Annotated in this window: 20 protein-coding genes; 16 read left to right on the top strand and 4 right to left on the bottom strand. The window is 62.4% G+C overall.

Annotation, left to right across the window (positions count from 1 at the left end):
* Window positions 1–8: 8 nt before the first annotated feature.
* The 3 genes from FHK92_RS19040 to FHK92_RS19050 are packed head-to-tail and all read left to right on the top strand — an operon-like array spanning window position 9 to window position 1,688.
* Entirely contained in the window at window positions 9–374 is a 366-nt protein-coding gene (locus FHK92_RS19040; protein WP_181289410.1) for a CidA/LrgA family protein, read from the top strand.
* Window positions 371–1,087, top strand: a complete 717-nt coding sequence (locus FHK92_RS19045) for an LrgB family protein (RefSeq protein ID WP_030140385.1) — start codon at window positions 371–373, stop codon at window positions 1,085–1,087. Before FHK92_RS19040 ends, FHK92_RS19045 begins: the two co-directional genes overlap by 4 nt.
* Before the next feature lie 10 nt (window positions 1,088–1,097).
* Window positions 1,098–1,688: an LON peptidase substrate-binding domain-containing protein gene (locus FHK92_RS19050; protein WP_181289411.1), complete on the top strand. Its 591-nt coding sequence runs from the start codon at window positions 1,098–1,100 to the stop codon at window positions 1,686–1,688.
* A 140-nt stretch (window positions 1,689–1,828) separates the two neighbouring features.
* On the opposite strand, the gene FHK92_RS19055 is transcribed toward FHK92_RS19050, so the two are convergent.
* Both FHK92_RS19055 and FHK92_RS19060 read right to left on the bottom strand, forming a co-directional pair.
* Complete coding sequence (locus tag FHK92_RS19055) at window positions 1,829–3,145, bottom strand: bifunctional DedA family/phosphatase PAP2 family protein (protein WP_181289412.1); 1,317 nt, start codon at window positions 3,143–3,145, stop codon at window positions 1,829–1,831.
* A gap of 149 nt (window positions 3,146–3,294) precedes the next feature.
* Window positions 3,295–3,975, bottom strand: coding sequence for a DNA-3-methyladenine glycosylase (locus tag FHK92_RS19060; protein ID WP_181289413.1), 681 nt, complete (start codon window positions 3,973–3,975; stop codon window positions 3,295–3,297).
* 198 nt (window positions 3,976–4,173) lie between these two features.
* Between FHK92_RS19060 and FHK92_RS19065 the strand changes: the two genes are divergently transcribed.
* The 13 genes from FHK92_RS19065 to FHK92_RS19125 all read left to right on the top strand — a co-directional run bounded on the left by FHK92_RS19065 (window position 4,174) and on the right by FHK92_RS19125 (window position 17,551).
* On the top strand, window positions 4,174–5,445 hold the full coding sequence (locus FHK92_RS19065) for a glutamate-5-semialdehyde dehydrogenase (protein ID WP_181289414.1): 1,272 nt from the start codon (window positions 4,174–4,176) through the stop codon (window positions 5,443–5,445).
* 28 nt (window positions 5,446–5,473) lie between these two features.
* On the top strand, window positions 5,474–6,145 hold the full coding sequence (nadD, locus tag FHK92_RS19070) for a nicotinate-nucleotide adenylyltransferase (protein ID WP_181289478.1): 672 nt from the start codon (window positions 5,474–5,476) through the stop codon (window positions 6,143–6,145).
* Window positions 6,146–6,216: 71 nt separating this feature from the next.
* A complete protein-coding gene (gene rsfS / locus FHK92_RS19075; RefSeq protein WP_030140379.1) occupies window positions 6,217–6,711 on the top strand; it encodes a ribosome silencing factor in 495 nt (164 codons plus the stop codon).
* 9 nt (window positions 6,712–6,720) lie between these two features.
* Window positions 6,721–7,188, top strand: coding sequence for a 23S rRNA (pseudouridine(1915)-N(3))-methyltransferase RlmH (gene rlmH / locus FHK92_RS19080; protein WP_003185785.1), 468 nt, complete (start codon window positions 6,721–6,723; stop codon window positions 7,186–7,188).
* Window positions 7,189–7,198: 10 nt separating this feature from the next.
* Window positions 7,199–9,094 (top strand): penicillin-binding protein 2, encoded by a 1,896-nt coding sequence (gene mrdA / locus FHK92_RS19085; RefSeq protein ID WP_181289415.1) that lies wholly within the window; start codon window positions 7,199–7,201, stop codon window positions 9,092–9,094.
* Window positions 9,095–9,125: 31 nt separating this feature from the next.
* The gene (gene rodA, locus FHK92_RS19090) at window positions 9,126–10,229 is read left to right on the top strand and encodes a rod shape-determining protein RodA (RefSeq protein ID WP_051065975.1); all 1,104 of its coding nucleotides are present in this window, start codon (window positions 9,126–9,128) and stop codon (window positions 10,227–10,229) included.
* Window positions 10,230–10,246: 17 nt separating this feature from the next.
* Window positions 10,247–11,257 (top strand): lytic murein transglycosylase B, encoded by a 1,011-nt coding sequence (gene mltB / locus FHK92_RS19095; protein ID WP_181289416.1) that lies wholly within the window; start codon window positions 10,247–10,249, stop codon window positions 11,255–11,257.
* Window positions 11,257–12,282: a septal ring lytic transglycosylase RlpA family protein gene (locus tag FHK92_RS19100; RefSeq protein WP_181289417.1), complete on the top strand. Its 1,026-nt coding sequence runs from the start codon at window positions 11,257–11,259 to the stop codon at window positions 12,280–12,282. The genes mltB and FHK92_RS19100 overlap by 1 nt, the downstream gene beginning before the upstream one ends.
* Before the next feature lie 167 nt (window positions 12,283–12,449).
* On the top strand, window positions 12,450–13,607 hold the full coding sequence (locus tag FHK92_RS19105) for a D-alanyl-D-alanine carboxypeptidase family protein (protein ID WP_030140374.1): 1,158 nt from the start codon (window positions 12,450–12,452) through the stop codon (window positions 13,605–13,607).
* An 82-nt stretch (window positions 13,608–13,689) separates the two neighbouring features.
* Entirely contained in the window at window positions 13,690–13,965 is a 276-nt protein-coding gene (locus tag FHK92_RS19110) for a DUF493 domain-containing protein (protein WP_030140373.1), read from the top strand.
* On the top strand, window positions 13,965–14,612 hold the full coding sequence (gene lipB / locus FHK92_RS19115) for a lipoyl(octanoyl) transferase LipB (RefSeq protein ID WP_181289418.1): 648 nt from the start codon (window positions 13,965–13,967) through the stop codon (window positions 14,610–14,612). The genes FHK92_RS19110 and lipB overlap by 1 nt, the downstream gene beginning before the upstream one ends.
* Window position 14,613: 1 nt before the next feature.
* On the top strand, window positions 14,614–15,636 hold the full coding sequence (gene lipA / locus FHK92_RS19120) for a lipoyl synthase (protein ID WP_375154616.1): 1,023 nt from the start codon (window positions 14,614–14,616) through the stop codon (window positions 15,634–15,636).
* 988 nt (window positions 15,637–16,624) lie between these two features.
* Complete coding sequence (locus tag FHK92_RS19125; RefSeq protein ID WP_181289419.1) at window positions 16,625–17,551, top strand: S66 peptidase family protein; 927 nt, start codon at window positions 16,625–16,627, stop codon at window positions 17,549–17,551.
* A gap of 113 nt (window positions 17,552–17,664) precedes the next feature.
* Here the strand turns inward: FHK92_RS19125 and FHK92_RS19130 are convergent, their stop codons facing one another.
* Both FHK92_RS19130 and arfA read right to left on the bottom strand, forming a co-directional pair.
* Window positions 17,665–18,987, bottom strand: coding sequence for a lytic murein transglycosylase (locus FHK92_RS19130; RefSeq protein ID WP_181289420.1), 1,323 nt, complete (start codon window positions 18,985–18,987; stop codon window positions 17,665–17,667).
* 72 nt (window positions 18,988–19,059) lie between these two features.
* Window positions 19,060–19,224, bottom strand: a complete 165-nt coding sequence (gene arfA, locus FHK92_RS19135) for an alternative ribosome rescue factor ArfA (protein ID WP_003205882.1) — start codon at window positions 19,222–19,224, stop codon at window positions 19,060–19,062.
* Between the last annotated feature and the right edge of the window lie 54 nt (window positions 19,225–19,278).

Raw genomic sequence — 19,278 nt, forward strand, 5'->3', positions numbered from 1 at the left:
GAGAGCGGATGTTGCTAAGGGGCCTGACCTGGCTGGTGCTGTTCCAATTGCTGGGCACCGCCATCAATCATTTGTTCCTGCCGATCCTGCCGGGGCCGATCGTGGGCCTGCTGCTGATGCTGGGCTACCTGATCGCTCGCGGCGAAGTGAGCGAGCCATTGAACCTGGCCGCCAGCAGCTTGTTGCGCTACTTGCCATTGCTGCTGGTGCCGCCGGCGGTGGGGGTGATGGTCTATGCGCGGGCAATCGCCGCCGACTTCTGGGCCATCGTCGGTGCGCTGGTGCTGTCGTTGGTCCTGTCCGTGATGCTGACGGGCGTGCTGATGCAGCGCCTGGCCCGGCGCCACGTTGTCGAGCCGGAGGACGCGCCATGATGTTCGATTGGCAGGGCGCCTGGACCTCCGTCATCCACCATCCGCTGTTTGGCATCGGCATTACCCTGGGTGCCTACCAATTGGTGCTGGCGGCGTTCGAAAAGACCCGCTGGGTGTTTCTCCAGCCGGTATTGATGTCGATGCTGGTGCTGATTGCCGTGCTGGTGGGCTGTGGCATCAGCTACGCCGAGTACCGCAAGAGCACTGAAATCCTCAGCATCCTGCTGGGGCCGGCGACCGTGGCGCTGGCGGTGCCGCTGTACTTGAACCTGCGGCGAATCCGTCAATTGTTCTGGCCGATTTTTACTACGCTGGTGATAGGCGGGGTGTTTGCCACCGGTTCCGCCGTGGTGCTGGGCTGGGCGTTTGGCGCCGAGCACATGATTCTCATGACGATGGCACCCAAGTCCGTGACTTCGCCCATCGCCATGCTGGTGGCCGAGCAGATCGGTGGCGTGGCGGCGATGGCGGCGGTGTTTGTGTTGATCACCGGTGTGCTCGGGGCGATCCTCGGCCCGAGCATTCTGACCCGGTTGGGTGTCCACAGTCCCGAGGCCCGGGGTATGGCCCTGGGCCTGACGGCCCACGCGGTGGGCACGTCGGTGGCATTGCAGGAAAGTGAAGAAACCGGTGCCTTCGCGGCGCTGGCGATGAGTCTGATGGGCGTGGCCACGGCGGTGCTGCTGCCGCTGGTGGTGTCGATGACGGTTTAAGGAATGAGTTATGAGCTTGCCGCTGTTTCCGTTGAACACCGTGTTGTTCCCCGGTTGCATTCTCGATCTGCAGATTTTCGAGGCGCGTTACCTCGACATGATCGGACGCTGCATGAAAAAGGGCGAAGGCTTCGGGGTGGTGTGCATCCTCGATGGCGAGGAAGTCGGCATCGCGCCTGACGGCTATGCGCGGGTCGGCTGTGAAGCGCTGATCACCGATTTTTCCCAGCAGGAGAACGGCCTGCTGGGCATTCGTGTGCAGGGCGGCCGGCGTTTTCTCGTGCACAGCAGCAGCGTCCAGGCTGATCAGCTCACCGTGGCTGAGATTGAATGGTTGGAGGATGAGCCGGAACAACCGCTGCAGGATGAAGATGCCGACCTGGTGGCGCTGCTCAAGGCCTTGGCCGAGCACCCGATGGTCGAGGCGCTGAACATGGGCACCGAGGCGACCGGGCAGCAGTCTCTCGCCAATCAGTTGGCCTATCTGCTGCCGTTCAACGAACTGGACAAGCTCGACCTGTTGCAACTCGACGACCCGCAACAGCGGCTGGATGCGATCCAGGCGTTGCTCGATGAGTTGCAGGGCGAGCTGTTTGCCTGACGTACATCCATGGAGAAGCACCGATCCCTTGTGGGAGCGAGCTTGCTCGCGATAGCGGCGGGTCAGCTTGCATCATTGTTGAATGTACAGCCGCCATCGCGAGCAAGCTCGCTCCCACAGGGAAACACTGTGTCTTGGGGTCAATAGGCATACCGCAACATTGCATGCGGCAAATGCCGCAGCGCGAAGAAGCTGAACACCGCCATCAGCGCCGGCAGAATCAGCCACCAGATTTTCGGCGGCATGGCGCGCAGCGGCTCCTGGCGTTGGCTCAGCCACAGCACGGCGGCGCAGACGCTGGCGGCGAGCATGGCGCCGGCAACGATGTCGCTCGGCCAATGAGCGCCGAGGTACACCCGCGACAGGGCAATGGCCAACGCCGGCAATGAGCCGAGCAGCAGCCAGGTCAGGCGCAGGCGCGGCGGTTGGCCGCGACCGGCCAGTACGGCGAGGCTCAGGAACAGGGCAAATGCGCCGGAGGCGTGACCGCTGGGCATGCTGTAGCTGGTCAAGGGATCGGTGAGGATTTCCGGGCGCACGCGGGCGAAAAAGTGCTTGGTGCCGGTGTTCGCCAGGGCGGTGAGCAACATGGTCGCCCCGGCAAAGATCGCCTGCCGCCACTGGCGCGCCAATAACAGCAGCCCGGTCAGCAGGGCGCTGAAGATCAGCATGTTGCGAAATTCACCGATCAGCGTGAACGTCACGGCGATTTCATCCAGCGTCGCGCTGCGATGTTCTTGCACCAGTGCCATCAAGCCTCGGTCGAAGGCTTCCAGGTAGCGAAAACCGATAAACAGACTGATCAGGATCGCCAGGCCAACTCCCGCGATGATTGCCGAGGCATGGCGATGGCGGCGCAGGCTGCTGTTGACGCTCAGGCCGAGCATCAACGCGATGCTGCCGATGACGACGCCAGCCTGCGGCCAGAAGCCTTCGGGCAATGGCAGGCGGAATGCCGCGCCAGTGGCCCAGCCCGGCAGCAGATAGGCGACGGTCCAGCCTGATGCGGCCACCAGGCTGACGAGGGCGAAGCGCGGGAACGGCATGTCACACATCCCGGCCACCATCGGCAGCATCGGTCGCAACGGGCCGATAAAGCGCCCCACCAGCAGGCTGGCGATGCCGTAGCGTTGGAAATAGTTTTCCGCCGCGCTCATCCATTCCGGATGATGCCGCAGCCCCGGCAGGCGGCGGATGTTCTGGTGGAAATGCCGGCCCAGGAAGTACGACACCAGGTCCCCCAACAATCCGCCGAGAAGGCCCAGCAACAAGGTTTCACCCAAGGACAACGCACCACTGCCGGCCAGTACTGTGATCGCGAACAACAGCACGGTGCCCGGCACGATCAACCCGGCGATGGCCAGGCATTCAACGCATGCGACGACGAACACCGCCACCGCCAGCCACTGCGGATTGACGGTCAGCCAGCCGGTAATGCTATCGAGCCATGGGCCCATAAAGACAACTCCTTTGAATGTTGATGGGCATGCACCGAACCCCCTGTGGGAGCGAGCTTGCTCGCGATAGCGGTGTGTCAGTCGCCATTTGTTTCACAGGTCCGACGCTATCGCGAGCAAGCTCGCTCCCACAATGGACAGCGTAGGGTTCAGGACAGCAAAAAATAATCCCGGCCCTCGACCTGTCCACGCCGCAGTGGGTTGCGGGTGCACCATGGCGCGTAGGCTGCATCGACGAAGCGGTAGGGCAGGTGTTCGTCCCGTCCCAGCGGGATGCCCAGGCGAGTGGTCTGGATCACATTGACCGTCGGCACGCCGACGTCTTCCACCAGCAACCGTTCCGGGTCGAAGCGCTTGGCGTCCCAGTCCGGCACTTTCAGGCCCAGGGCCTTGCACAGCAAGGTCTGGCCCGCACAGAGCTTTTGCGGTGTGCGCGGCCGGCCTTGAGCGTCGGGGTTGTTGAGGAGCATCTGCGCCAGGCTCGCTGGCCCGGAAACAGCATCGACCCACGGGTAGGCCGATTTGATCAGCACGGCATTGCCCGGGCCTTGGGCACTGAAGTTCAGCGAATCGCCGCCCCGGGCGTAATACATATAGATGTGCCCGCCATCCAGAAACAAAGCCCTGCGCTTTTCGGTGTAGCCCAGTGAGGCGTGGCTGCCTTTTTCGGCGAAGTAATACGCTTCGGTCTCGATGATCCGCGCGCTGAGCCACAGGTCACCGACCTTGTGGCGGATGACCTTGCCCAGCAGATCCCGGGCGAGTACCTGGGCGTCGCGGTCAAAAAAAGCGTGGGGCAAGGCGTTGGGTGTTGGAGGCGAATCGGTCATGGCAGTGGACGAGATAAGGCCAAAGATAGCGCGATGATAACAACGGATTGCTTAATTACCGCTGAACAGTGAGCGGAATGTGGGCCGTTTATGCCTGTTTTCAATCTCCGCCGGTCACTGCTGTGAGACCGCGCTGTTAGTCGAGGGTTACGACAGCTATAATCTGCCGCTTTCCTCTTTGCCAAGACCACACAGACCATGACTGAGTCCGTTCTTGACTACATGACCCGCCTGGGTCGCGCCGCTCGCGAAGCGTCGCGCATCATCGGCCGTGCCAGCACCGCGCAGAAAAACCGCGCCCTGCAGGCCGCCGCCAATGCGCTGGACGCCGCTCGCGCCGAGTTGTCCGCCGCCAACGAACTGGACCTGGCCGCTGGCCGGGCCAATGGGCTTGAGCCGGCCATGCTCGAACGCCTGGCGCTGACCCCGGCACGCATCGACAGCATGATCGTCGGTCTGCGTCAGGTCGCGGCACTGCCGGACCCGGTCGGGGCGATCCGCGACATGAGCTATCGGCCGTCGGGTATCCAGGTCGGCAAGATGCGCGTGCCCCTGGGCGTGGTCGGGATCATCTACGAGTCGCGGCCGAACGTGACCATCGATGCCGCGAGCCTGTGCCTGAAGTCCGGCAACGCGACCATCCTGCGTGGCGGTTCCGAGGCGATCCATTCCAACCGCGCCATTGCCGCCTGCATCCAGCGCGGCCTGGCCGAAGCCAACCTGCCAGCCGCCGTCGTGCAAGTGGTGGAAACCACCGATCGCGCCGCGGTCGGCGCGCTGATCACCATGCCCGAGTTCGTCGATGTCATCGTGCCCCGTGGCGGCAAGGGGCTGATCGAGCGCGTCAGTCGCGACGCCCGCGTGCCGGTGATCAAGCACCTGGACGGCATCTGCCACGTCTACGTCAGCGCCCACGCCGAATTGCCGAAAGCCCAGCGCATCGCCTTCAACGCCAAGACCTACCGCTACGGCATCTGCGGTGCGATGGAAACCTTGCTGGTGGACCAGGCGGTTGCCGAGCAATTCCTGCCGTCGATGGCGGCCCAGTTCCGCGAAAAAGGCGTCGAACTACGCGGTTGCGAGCGCACCCGGGCGATCATCGAGGCCGCGGTGGCGACCGAAGAAGACTGGAACACTGAATACCTGGCGCCGATCCTGTCGATCCGCGTGGTGGACGGGTTGGACGAGGCCATCGAGCACATCAACCGCCATGGCTCCCAGCACACCGACGCCATCGTCAGCGAACACCAGGGCGAAACCCGGCGTTTCGTGACCGAAGTGGACTCGGCGTCGGTGATGATCAACGCCCCGACCTGCTTTGCCGATGGCTTTGAATACGGATTGGGCGCCGAGATCGGCATTTCTACTGATAAGCTGCACGCCCGTGGCCCGGTCGGTCTGGAAGGCCTGACCTGCGAGAAGTACATCGTGGTCGGCGACGGCCAGTTGCGCGGGCAGGAGCCGGTCTGACTTGGGCGACCTCGACCCACTGGCCTCTATGACTACGCCGGCTGTGGCGGCGACCGCGCCAAAGCGCATCGGTATCCTGGGCGGCACGTTCGACCCGGTGCACATCGGCCATTTGCGCGGTGCGCTGGAAGTCGCCGACGCCCTGGCCCTCGATGAGCTGCGCCTGACGCCCAGCGCCCGACCGCCTCATCGGGACACGCCGCAGGTGTCGGCCCGGGATCGCCTAGCGATGGTCGAGTGCGCGGTGGCCGGTGTGGCGCCGTTGGTGGTGGACGCCCGCGAATTGCAGCGGGACAAACCGTCCTACACCATTGATACCCTGGAGCTGATGCGCGCCGAACTGGCCGCCGAAGCCCAGGTTTTCCTGCTTCTGGGCTGGGACGCATTTTGCGGCCTGCCCACTTGGCATCGCTGGGAAGAGTTGCTCCAGCATTGCCACATCCTGGTGCTGCAACGCCCGGATGCCGACAGCGAACCGCCGGATGCCTTGCGCAACCTGCTGGCGGCGCGCTCGGTGAGCGACCCGCTGGCCCTGAATGGGCCGAGCGGACAGATTGCATTCGTCTGGCAGACGCCGCTCGCGGTATCCGCCACCCAGATCCGTCAACTGCTGGCCAGCGGTAAGTCGGTACGTTTCCTGGTGCCCGACGCGGTCCTGGCCTACATCGATGCGCACGGTCTGTACCGTGCGTCGAACTGAACAAGGCGCGCTCCGCCGACACGGATCAACGTGTACCGAGCGCCCGAACACATGAGCAAAACGAGTTTTTTATGACTGACAAAGACCTGAACAAAGTAAAGCGCAAGGGCACCTTCAAGAGCGCCCCGCTGCCGGTAGAAGCACACACCGGCGTGGCGCTGGCCGGCGAAGAGCTGGTCAAGGTGGCCGTGGCTGCCCTGGAAGACGTCAAGGCCCAGGATATCCAGGTGATCGACGTTCGCGAGAAGCAGAGCATCACCGACTACATGATCATCGCCACCGGTACCTCCAACCGCCAGATCGGCGCGATGCTGGACAAGGTCCGCGAAGCGGTCAAGGCCCAGGGCGTCAAGCCGCTGGGCGAAGAAGGCAAGGGTGACAGCGACTGGGTCCTGTTGGACATGGACGACGTCATCGTGCACATGATGACCGCGTCGGCGCGCCAGTTCTACGACCTGGAGCGCCTGTGGGCCGGTGCCGAGCAGAGCCGTTCGGCCAGCGCCGCGCACCACAGCCCGGAAAACACCCATGAGCACTTCACCAAGCTCAACAAAGACCAGCAATAAGGGACCGCTGTGCGACTGCGCCTGATCGCCGTCGGTTCTCGCATGCCCAAGTGGGTGGAAGAAGGCTGGCATGAATATGCCAAGCGTCTTCCGTCCGAGCTGGCCCTGGAACTGGTGGAAATTCCGCTCAACACCCGTGGCAAGAATGCCGACGTGGCGCGCTTCATCCGCCAGGAAGGCGAAGCCATGCTGGCCAAGGTCGGGCCGAACGAGCGCATCGTGACCCTGGAAGTCCACGGCAAGCCCTGGAGCACCGAGCAACTGGCGGTCGAACTCGATCGCTGGCGGCTGGACTCGCGCACGGTCAATTTCATGGTCGGTGGCCCGGAAGGGCTGGCGCCGGAAGTCTGTGCCCGGGCCGACCAGCGCTGGTCGTTATCGCCGTTGACGTTGCCGCACCCGTTGGTGCGGATCCTGATCGGTGAACAGTTGTATCGTGCCTGGACAGTCTTGTCCGGGCACCCTTACCACAAGTAATCCTGCTCTCATGCCCCAGCCGATCCGCATCAAGGACCACGAAAAAGACGCCCGCCTGGTGCGGGGCCGCGTCGTGTTCGGCGCCATTACCGTGGTGACGCTGATTGGCGTGCTGATCGCGCGGTTGTATTTCCTCCAGGTCATCCAGTACGAGTACCACTCGACCCTGTCGGAAAGTAACCGGGTGCATGTGCAGCCGATTCCGCCGACCCGTGGGTTGATCTTCGACCGCAATGGCGTGGTGGTGGCGGATAACCGGCCCAGCTTCAGTCTGAGCATGACCCGCGAGCGCTCTGGCGACTGGCAGAAAGTCCTTGATGTGATCGTCGAAGTGCTGCAATTGACGCCCGAGGACCGGGTTATCTTCGAGAAACGCATGCGTCAGGGCCGGCGCCCCTTCGAGCCGGTGCCGATCATGTTCGAGCTGACCGAAGAGCAGATCGCCCTGATCGCCGTGAACCAGTTCCGCCTGCCCGGCGTGGAGGTGGTGGCGCAACTGGTGCGGCATTACCCCCAGGGGCCGCATTTCGCCCACTCGGTCGGCTACATGGGCCGGATCAACGAAAAAGAGCTCAAGACCCTCGACCCGGTCAACTACAGCGGCACCCACCATATCGGCAAGACTGGCATCGAGCGCTTCTACGAGGCCGAGCTGCACGGCCAGGTGGGCTACGAGGAAGTCGAGACCAACGCCCGCGGCCGGGTGCTGCGGGTGCTCAAGCGTACCGACCCGATTCCGGGCAAGGACATCGTCCTGAGCCTGGACATCAAGTTGCAGGAAGCCGCCGAGGCGGCGCTGGGCGGGCGGCGTGGCGCCGTGGTCGCGCTGGACCCGAACACCGGCGAGGTCCTGGCGATGGTCAGCCAGCCGAGCTTCGACCCGAACCTGTTCGTCACTGGCATCAGCTTCAGGGCCTATGCCGACCTGCGCGATTCCATCGACCGGCCGTTGTTCAACCGCGTGCTGCGCGGGCTCTATCCGCCGGGTTCGACCATCAAGCCGGCCGTGGCGATTGCCGGGCTGGACTCCGGCGTAGTGACCGCATCGACCCGTGTCTATGATCCGGGCTATTACATGCTGCCCAACTACGACCACAAGTATCGCAACTGGAACCGCACCGGCGACGGCTACGTGGACCTGGAAACAGCGATCATGCGTTCCAACGATACCTATTTCTATGACCTGGCCCACAAGCTGGGGATCGATCGGTTGTCGTCCTACCTGAACAAGTTCGGCATCGGTCAGAAAGTGTCCCTGGACATGTTCGAAGAATCCCCAGGCCTGATGCCGTCCCGGGAGTGGAAACGGGCGACCCGCCGCCAGGCCTGGTTCCCCGGCGAAACCCTGATCCTCGGGATCGGCCAGGGCTACATGCAGGCGACGCCGCTGCAGCTGGCTCAGGCCACCGCGCTGGTGGCGAGCAAGGGCAAGTGGTATCGCCCGCACCTGGCCAAGACCATCGAAGGCGAGAAACCGGTCGACCCAGACCCGATGCCGGACATCATCCTGCGCAACCCGTCGGACTGGCAGAAGGTCAACAACGGCATGCAACAGGTGATGCACGGCGCCCGGGGTACCGCGCGCAAGGCAGCCATCGGCTCGCCGTACCGGATTGCCGGCAAGAGCGGTACCGCCCAGGTGGTGGCGATCAAGCAGGGCGAGAAGTACGACCGCTCCAAGGTTCAGGAGCGCCATCGCGACCACGCGTTGTTCGTCGGCTTCGCGCCGGCCGACAACCCGAAGATCGTCGTTTCGGTGATGGTCGAGAACGGTGAGTCCGGCTCCGGCGTCGCCGCCCCGGTGGTGCGCCAGGTCATGGACGCCTGGCTGCTGGACGAGCACGGCCAGCTCAAGCCCGAATTCGCAAGCCCCATCAGCGCGGAGGCTACGGCCCGTGAAGAATAATTTCGACCGCATCCTCTCCAGCGAAGATGTGATGCGTCGTCGCGCCACCTTGTTGCAGCGCATGCACATCGACGGACCGTTGCTGATCCTGCTGCTGACCCTGGCGGCCGGCAGCCTGTTCGTGCTGTATTCGGCCAGTGGCAAGAGCTGGGACCTGTTGGCCAAGCAGGCCACCTCGTTCGGCATCGGCCTGGTGTCGATGATCGTCATCGCCCAACTCGAACCGCGATTCATGGCGCGCTGGGTGCCGCTGGCCTATGTGGTGGGCGTGGGCCTGCTGGTGGTGGTGGACGTGATGGGCCACAACGCCATGGGCGCCACCCGCTGGATCAACATTCCCGGTGTGATCCGCTTCCAGCCCTCGGAATTCCTCAAGATCATCATGCCGGCGACCATCGCCTGGTACTTGTCCAAGCGCACACTGCCGCCACAGCTCAAGCACGTGTGCATCAGCCTGTTGCTGATTGGCATCCCATTCATCCTCATTGTTCGCCAGCCGGACCTCGGCACCTCGCTGCTGATTCTTGCTGGCGGCGCCTTCGTGTTGTTCATGGGCGGGTTGCGCTGGCGCTGGATCCTCAGCGTGATCGCCATCGCCGTGCCGGTGTCAGTGGCCATGTGGTACTTCGTGATGCACGACTACCAGAAGCAGCGGATCCTGACGTTCCTCGATCCAGAGAGCGATCCGCTGGGCACCGGCTGGAACATCATCCAGTCCAAAGCCGCCATCGGCTCTGGCGGGGTGTTTGGCAAAGGCTGGCTGATGGGCACGCAGTCGCACCTGGACTTCCTGCCGGAAAGCCACACCGACTTCATCATCGCCGTGATGGGCGAGGAGTTCGGCCTGGTGGGCATCTGCGTGCTGCTGCTGATCTACCTGTTGTTGATCGGCCGGGGCCTGGTGATCACGGCCCAGGCGCAGACGCTGTTCGGCAAATTGCTCGCCGGCAGCCTGACCATGACGTTTTTTGTTTATGTTTTCGTCAACATCGGTATGGTCAGTGGCCTGCTGCCGGTCGTGGGGGTGCCGTTGCCATTCATTAGCTACGGAGGAACTTCGCTGGTGACGCTACTGTCAGCGTTTGGGGTTTTGATGTCGATCCATACCCACCGCAAGTGGATCGCTCAGGTTTGAATAAGGTGAAGAGTTCAATGCAAGCAATGCGTGGCTGGTCGACGCGATATGCGCCGTGGGTCGGCCTGGTCGGCTTCCTGGGCTGTGCGCCGCATGCCGTGGCAGGCGACTATGAAGGCTCGCCACAAGTGGCCGAGTTCGTCGGTGAAATGACCCGCGACTACGGTTTTGCCGGCGAACAGTTGATGGGGGTGTTCCGCGAGGCCGAGCGCAAGCAGTCGATTCTCGACGCGATCTCCCGGCCCGCCGAGCGCGTCAAGCAGTGGAGCGAATACCGGCCGATGTTCATCACCGAGGCGCGGATCGCCCGGGGCGTGGATTTCTGGCGCCAGCACGAGGCCGCCCTGGCCCGCGCCGAGCAGGAATATGGCGTGCCGGCCCAGGTCATCGTGTCAATCATCGGCGTCGAGACCTTCTTTGGCCGTAATACCGGCAATTTCCGGGTGATCGACGCGCTGTCGACCTTGGGTTTCGATTACCCGCCGCGTGCCGAGTTCTTCCGCAAGGAGCTGCGCGAGTTCCTGCTGCTGGCGCGCGAAGAGCAAGTCGATCCCATGACCCTGAAAGGCTCCTACGCCGGGGCGATGGGCCTGCCGCAATTCATGCCGAGCAGTTTCCGCGCCTATGCTGTGGATTTCGACGGCGATGGCCACATTAATATCTGGACCAATCCGACGGATGCCATTGGCAGTGTTGCCAGCTATTTCAAGCGACATGGCTGGGAGGCCGGCGAACCGGTGGTCAGCCGTGCCGATGTGCGTGGCGAGCAAGTGGACGAGGGCCTGACCGAGGGCATCGAGCCGACGAAAACCGTTGGGGAGTTGCGAGCGTTGGGCTGGTCGAGTCATGATGCGCTGCGTGATGACATGCCAGTCACCGCAATGCGCCTGGAAGGCGAGCAGGGCCCCGAATATTGGATGGGCCTGAAGAATTTCTACGCGATTACGCGTTATAACCGCAGCGTGATGTACGCGATGGCCGTATATCAACTGTCTGAAGAGCTGGTCAAAGCACGGGGCGTCAAATAATGCGGGCAATGCCTACCTATCAACCCCTGAAAGCCAGGCCCCTCAAGTTGGTGGCATTGGCGGCGCTGTCGCTGTTGGTCGTCAGTTGTTCGACCAGTCGCGCACCGACCCAGAAGAACAGCAACGTCGTGAAGGCCACGCCGGGCCTGGACATCAACCGGGCCCACAAGGATGGCGCGCCGTGGTGGGACGTCGATGTCTCGCGCATTCCCGACGCAACGCCGACCCTGCACACCGGGCCCTACAAGGCCAACCCGTATACCGTGCTGGGCAAGACCTATTTCCCGATGGCCGATTCCAAGCGCTACGTCGCTTCGGGCACGGCGTCCTGGTACGGCACCAAGTTTCATGGCCAGAACACCGCCAATGGCGAGGTCTACGACCTTTATGGCATGAGCGCCGCCCATAAGACCTTGCCGCTGCCCAGCTATGTGCGGGTGACCAACCTGGACAACAACAAGACGGTGATCCTGCGGGTCAACGACCGTGGGCCGTTCTATTCCGACCGCATCATCGACTTGTCGTATGCAGCGGCCAAAAAACTTGGATACGCTGAAACCGGTACCGCGCGGGTCAAGGTCGAAGGCATCGATCCGCAGGAATGGTGGGCCCAGCGCGGCCGTCCGGCGCCTTTGATGCTCAACGAGCCGAAAGTGGCGCAAAATGCCGCGCCGACCGTGACGGCGTCCACCGGTACGGTCGAACAATGGACCCCACCGCCGCAGCAACACGCGGCGGCCGTGGTGCCCGTGCAGATCGACCCAAAAAAAAACGCTTCTGCAACAGCGTCTGGCCAGTATCTGCAAGTGGGCGCGTTCGCCAACCCGGACGCTGCCGAGCTGTTGAGGTCGAAGCTGAGCTCGATGGTCAGCGCGCCGGTGTTCATCAGCTCGATCGTGCGCAACCAGCAGACACTGCATCGGGTGCGCCTGGGGCCGATCGGTTCTCCGGGTGAGGTCCAGCAGGTGCAGAACAGTGTGCGCCTGGCCAATCTCGGTTCGCCGAGCCTGGTCACGGCTGAGTAGATTTGAAAGGCCCGCTTGCGGTTTGGGCGGGTCAGGTTGTTGGCTCCATCAATAACAAAAGCCCGGCAAGGGTTGTGAGTGAGCAACTTAAATACGCGGCGGCCCGTTAAGAGGCAGCCTGTTTAGTTCTGCCTTCGGGCAGTCCCATTAGCGATTTCGAGAGACGGATGAACATCACCACCTTTGCCAAACGCCTTTGCCTGCTAGTCCCGCTGCTTCTCTCTCCGGCCGCGTTCGCGGTCGAGATGATGCCTTCGCCTCCACAACTGGCGGCCAAGGCCTACGTCCTCATGGATGCCAGCAGCGGCAACGTGCTGGTGGAGAACAATGGTGACCAACGCCTGCCACCGGCCAGCCTGACCAAGCTGATGACCGCCTATATCGCCACGCTGGAAATCCGTCGTGGCCAGATTGGCGAGAACGATCCGGTCACCGTCAGCGAAAATGCCTGGCGCACCGGCGGTTCGCGGATGTTCATCAAGGTCGGCTCGCAAGTGACCGTCAGCGATTTGCTGCACGGCATCATTATCCAGTCCGGCAACGACGCCAGCGTCGCCCTGGCCGAGCACATCGCCGGCAGCGAAGATGCGTTCGCCGACATGATGAATAAAACCGTGGCCGACCTGGGCATGACCAACAGCCACTTCATGAACCCGACTGGCCTGCCGAACCCTGAGCACTACTCGTCGGCTCACGACATGGCGGTGCTGGCCCGTGCAATCATCCACGAAGACCCGGCGCACTACGCCATCTACTCCCAGAAGGAGTTCTTCTGGAACGGCATCAAGCAGCCTAACCGCAACCTGCTGCTGTGGCGCGACAAGACGGTTGATGGCCTGAAGACCGGTCACACCGACGAAGCTGGCTACTGCATGGTGTCTTCGGCGGTGCGCGACGGCATGCGCCTGATCGCCGTCGTCTTCGGCACCAGCAGCGAAGTGGCCCGTGCTGCCGAGACCCAGAAGCTGTTGACCTATGGCTTCCGTTTCTTCGAAACCCAGACCTTCTACCAGAAGGGCACCGAACTGGCCCAGGCCCAGGTCTGGAAAGGCTCGACCAACCAGGTCAAGGCCGGCCTGGCCCAGGACCTGACCATGACCTTGCCTAAAGGCCAGCTCAAGAAGCTCGCTGCCAGCATGACCATGAATCCGCAACTGACCGCGCCGATCGCCAAGGGCGACGTCATCGGCAAGGTCGAAGTCAAACTGGAAGACAAAGTGGTGCACAGCGCCGACCTGATCGCGCTGGACGCGGTCGAGGAAGGTGGTATCTTCCGCCGCATGTGGGATAGCATCCGTCTATTCTTCTACGGCTTGTTCAACTGATTTCGAGTGTTGACCTGCATGGCCCCGTTCCTTTCCGGCACGGGGCCATGTTCGTTACCACGGCTTGCGAGGCCGTTACGCCATGACAGACTCTGAAGTAAAGGCGCCAAAGATCGAATTTCCCTGCGCGGATTATCCGATCAAAGTAATCGGCGACACCGGTGTGGGGTTCAAGGACAAGATCGTCGCGATTCTTGAGAAACACGCCACCGTTGACCTCAAGACCCTGGCCGAGCGCCAGAGTACCAACGGCAAGTACACGACGATCCAGTTGCACATCATTGCCACCGGCCAGGAACAGCTCTACGACATCAATAGCGAGCTGCGAGCGACCGGTTTCGTGCACATGGTGTTGTGATGCCGGGCACGCTGGGCTTTCGCGAGCTGGGCACGATGGCTTACGAGCCGGTCTGGCATGCCATGCAACGCTTCACGAACGAACGCGGCGATGCTGCGGGTGACGAAGTCTGGCTGGTCGAACACCCGCCGGTGTTCACCCAGGGCCAGGCGGGCAAGGCCGAGCACTTATTGCTGCCGGGTGACATCCCGGTGGTGAAGGTCGACCGGGGCGGGCAGGTGACTTACCATGGTCCCGGCCAATTGGTTGCCTACCTGCTGCTGGACGTGCGCAAGCTGGGATTCGGCGTGCGCGAGCTGGTCACGCGCATGGAGACGTGCCTGATCGAACTGCTCGCCAGCTACGGTGTGGCCGCGGCGGCCAAGCCGGATGCACCGGGCGTGTACGTCGACGGGGCGAAAATCGCCTCCCTCGGCCTGCGGATCCGCCATGGCTGTTCGTTCCACGGCCTGGCGTTGAACGTGGACATGAATCTTGAACCGTTCCGACGGATTAATCCCTGTGGCTACGCAGGGCTGGCGATGACCCAGCTGCGCGATCACACAGGATCGATTGAATTTTCCGAGGTAAGTGCCCGGCTGCGCGCGCAGCTCGTCAAACACCTCGACTATGCTGAGCAGACGACCCTCACGGGCGGAATCGACTGATATGACTACTGATGCAGTGCAAACCATGATCCCGACGCAGGACGTCACCGAACGTCCGGCCCCGCGTGCCAAGGTAGAGGCCGGCGTCAAGCTGCGCGGCGCCGAGAAGGTTGCACGCATTCCGGTCAAGATCATCCCCACCACCGAATTGCCGAAGAAACCCGACTGGATCCGCGTGCGCATCCCGGTTTCCCCGGAAGTCGACCGCATCAAGGCGCTGCTGCGCAAGCACAAGCTGCACAGCGTCTGCGAAGAAGCCTCCTGCCCGAACCTGGGCGAATGCTTTTCCGGCGGCACCGCGACGTTCATGATCATGGGCGACATCTGCACCCGTCGCTGCCCATTCTGCGACGTCGGCCACGGTCGTCCGAAGCCATTGGACGTCAACGAGCCGGAAAGCCTGGCGATCGCCATTGCCGACCTGAAACTCAAGTACGTGGTCATCACCTCGGTGGACCGCGATGACCTGCGCGACGGCGGTGCCCAGCACTTTGCCGACTGCATCCGCGAAATCCGCAAGCTGTCGCCGAACGTGCAACTGGAAACCCTGGTGCCGGACTACCGTGGCCGCATGGACATCGCCCTGGAAATCACCGCCGCCGAGCCGCCAGATGTGTTCAACCATAACCTGGAAACCGTGCCACGCCTGTACAAGGCCGCGCGTCCGGGTTCGGACTATCAGTGGTCGCTGACCTTGCTTCAGCGCTTCAAGAAGATGATGCCGCATATTCCGACCAAATCCGGCTTGATGCTGGGCCTGGGTGAGACCGATGAGGAAGTCATCGAAGTCATGAAGCGCATGCGTGAGCATGACATCGATATGCTGACCCTCGGCCAGTATCTGCAGCCTTCGCGCAGCCACTTGCCGGTGCAGCGTTTTGTACACCCGGATACCTTTGCCTGGTTTGCCGAGGAGGGGTACAAGATGGGCTTCAAGAACGTGGCTTCGGGGCCGTTGGTGCGGTCTTCGTATCATGCGGATGAGCAGGCCAAGTTGGTCAAGGCTGAGCTTTTGGGTAGCTGATCCGTTTTTTGCGTAACGGCGGCTGATGGTTCCGCCCTTACGGCGGGTCACTTTTTTCAGACGCCAAAAAAGTAACCAAAAAGGCTTTGCCCCCACCACTCGGTGCCTCGCCTAGGCTCGGCATGCCTAAACGAAGGCCTTGCTCCGTGGGCCCGCCGCGATGGGCCATCCATGGCCCTGCGCGGCTAACCCGGCATCCATGCCGGGTTACCCACTGCGCAATACCTTCGTTCAGCCATCGTGGTTAACGGGGCGTTCCAGATCAGAAGCAAAAGCAAAAGCGAGGCGGCCTTAGGGCCGACCTGGTTCCTGATGGATCGCATATCCCCTGTGGGAGCGAGCCTGCTCGCGAAGGCGGTGTGTCAGTTTGCGGTGATGTTGGGCGTACTGGCCTCATCGCGAGCAAGCTCGCTCCCACATTGTTCTGCGGTGTATGTGCAAATTGTGTCTGCTGGGATCAGAAGTGGGAGCGAGCCTGCTCGCGAAGGCGGTGTGTCAGTTTGCGGTGATGTTTGTGTACTGGCCTCTTCGCGAGCAGGCTCGCTCCCACGAGGTTTTGCGGCGAACTGCATCGGTTGGCTCCTGAAGATCCATTGTGGGAGCGAGCTTGCTCGCGATAGCGGTGGTTCAGCTACACATATTCTGGCTGATGCCCCGCTGTTGCTGTTGCTTTGGATCTTGATCTTGATCTTGATCTTGATCTTGGCGCCCCGTTAAACCACGCTGGCCGAACGCAGGCCTTGCGCAGTGGGCATCCCGGCATGGATGCCGGGATAGCCGCGCAGGGCCATGGATGGCCCATCGCGGCGGGCCCACGGAGCAATGCCGGAGTGAGGGCATGCCGAGCCTAGGCGAGGCACCGAGTGGTGGGGCAAGAGCGTTTTGCTTACTTTTGCGCTTCTCAAAAGTGAGCCGCTGTAAGAGCGGAACCGCCAGCAGCCGTGACCGCAGAAACGGATATTCACACGATCAAAAAACCGGAAAACCCATGACCCCACACCACCCCGTCCCAGCACTCCCAAAAGAAGGCCTGATCGGAGTAATCGCCCCCGCAGGCCCCGCCCCCCTGGACACGGAAAAAGCCACCCAATGGATGCGCGCGAGGGGCCATGAACTGCGAATCTTCCCCGGCGTCTACGAAAAAGACAGCTACCTCGCCGGCCCCGACGAAGTACGCCTCAACGACCTCCACGCCGCATTCTCCGACCCAGAAGTAAAAGCAATCATCTGCCTACGCGGCGGCTACGGCACCCCACGTCTGCTCGACCGCATCGACTTCGACCTCATCAAGCGCAACCCCAAGCCATTCGTAGGCTACAGCGACATCACCGCACTGCACCTCGCCATCAGCCGTTACGCAGGCTTCGTGACCTTCCACGGACCGCTGCTCAACGCCGATCTACTGGGCGACAAAGAACCCCCGACCGTCACCTCATTCTTCAGCCTGCTACGCGGCCAATTGAAGGCTGGCGACGCACTGAGCCATCCCGCAGCGTATCCGCTGACCACCGTCGAGCCGGGCGTCGCCCACGGCCGTTTGCTGGGAGGCAACTTGTCGATGATCGCCGCGACCATGGGCACGCCTTACCAAATCGACGCCGAAGGAGTGATCCTGTTCATCGAAGACGTCAACGAACCCCTGTACCGCATCGATCGCCTGCTGACCCAACTGCGACTCGCGGGCACGTTGGCGAAATTGCGCGGTGTGTTGGTGGGCGATGTGGCGGGCGTGGATGTCGAGGCGCTGAACCGGCTGTTCAAGCAGACTTTTGAGCCGTTGCAGATCCCCGTGTTATCCGGTTGGCGCAGCGGGCACTGCGATCCGAACCTGACCTTGCCCATGGGCGCGTTGGTGAGGCTGGATGCGGGGGAGAAGCAGTTGGTGTTGGAACAGGATGTGGTGGTCGGGCGCTAATCATCTAGCGACTGTGAGTCAGTCTTCGCGAGCAGGCTCGCTCCCACATTCGACCGAGGGTCCCCTGTGGGAGCGAGCCTGCTCGCGAAAGCGGTAGCCGCCATACGGCTGACTCAGCGGCTACGCAACGCCTCCAGCAACTGATGCGTCGGATACCCATCCGCCGGCCAGCCAAACGATTGTTGCGCGCTGCGGATCGCCTTGCGGGTGTTGGCGCCGATGATGCCGTCGGGGTTGCCCGCGTCGTAGTTGTGCTTGCCCAGCAGCGTCTGCAATTCGATACGTTCGCTGCGGCTCAGCGGCAAATCTTCCTTTGGCCACTGCCCGTAGACCAGGCCTGCGCCGTTGAAGCGCTCCGACAACAGCCCAACCGCCAGTGCGTAGGACGACGAGTTGTTGTATTTGAGGATGGCGCGGAAGTTATCGAATATCAGGAACGCCGGGCCGCGATGGCCTGCCGGAAGGAGGAGGGATGCCGAGAGTTGCTTGTCGTCCGGGGTTATCGGCAGGCCGCCGTATTCTGAAACGCCCAGTCGCTCCCATTCGGCGACAGGCTTGCGGATCGTGCCATCGGCCAGCGTGTAGTCGAAGCCTTCGTTGAGCGAGACCTCGAACCCCCAGCGTTGACCACGCTGCCAGCCGGAGCTCTGCAAATAATGCGCGGTCGAGGCGAGGGCATCGGTTGAGCTGCCCCAGATATCGCGGCGACCATCACCGTCAAAATCCACCGCATGGGTGTTGTACGTGGTGGGAATGAACTGGGTCTGGCCCATGGCACCGGCCCAGGAGCCGAGCATTTTTTCCGGTGTGATATCGCCCTGTTGCAGGATCTGCAGCGCGGCGATCAGTTGGGCATGGGCAAATGCCGGACGCCGGCCTTCATAGGCCAGGGTCGCCAGGGAGTTGATGACGGACTTGGTGCCCTGGAACTGACCGAAATTGCTCTCCATGCCCCACACCGCCACCAGCGCCGCGCGATCGACGCCATAACGCTGTTCGATGTTTTGCAGGACCTGGGCATTCTGTTGGATCAGGCTCTTGCCTTTATTGACCCGTAGCGGCGACAACGCGCCATCGAGGTATTCCCACACGGGGCGAGTGAATTCCGGCTGGCTGCGATCGGCCTTGATCACGCTCATGTCCGGGCTGACACCGATAAACGCACGATCGAACAGGTCGGCACGGATTCCGGCGGCCAGGGCCTCCTTGCGAAACCCGGCCTGCCATTCAGCGAAGGTCTGGGTCGGTACGATGTCCAGGTCTTCGCCAGTGGGCACAACAGGCGGCACGATGGCCGGTGCGGTCACGACGGGAGCTGTCTGGAGCGGTTGGGCGTCGGCGGCCGTAGGTTTTTCGGCGCAGGCGACGAGCAGGGCGACGCTTGTGGCAACAATCATTTGGCGCAGTGGCCAACGATGGGAAAGACAGAAGGGCATGCACGGGTCCAGAAATACAAATCAGGTGCCGACCTTAACATGCGAAAGGGGCGTAGGGCTTGTCTGGGTGTTTCAAGCCGCCAGAAAGCAAGAAGCCTCCCAGTTGTCAGACTGGAAGGCTTCGCGGCGGTAGCTGCCCTTGCCCTTGGCGGGTCGTTCCTGGCGGCTGCGGAACAAGGGTTGGGCGACGATGGATTTGGCCTTGTTGGGGCCATGCTTGGATGGCTTTTTGCTCATGATCGGATCTCTCGCGGGGTGGTTTTGCGGGGGAAATCATGGGGCAGGACTGGG

The organism is Pseudomonas brassicacearum subsp. neoaurantiaca (genome assembly GCF_013608025.1).
Taxonomy (GTDB): domain Bacteria; phylum Pseudomonadota; class Gammaproteobacteria; order Pseudomonadales; family Pseudomonadaceae; genus Aquipseudomonas.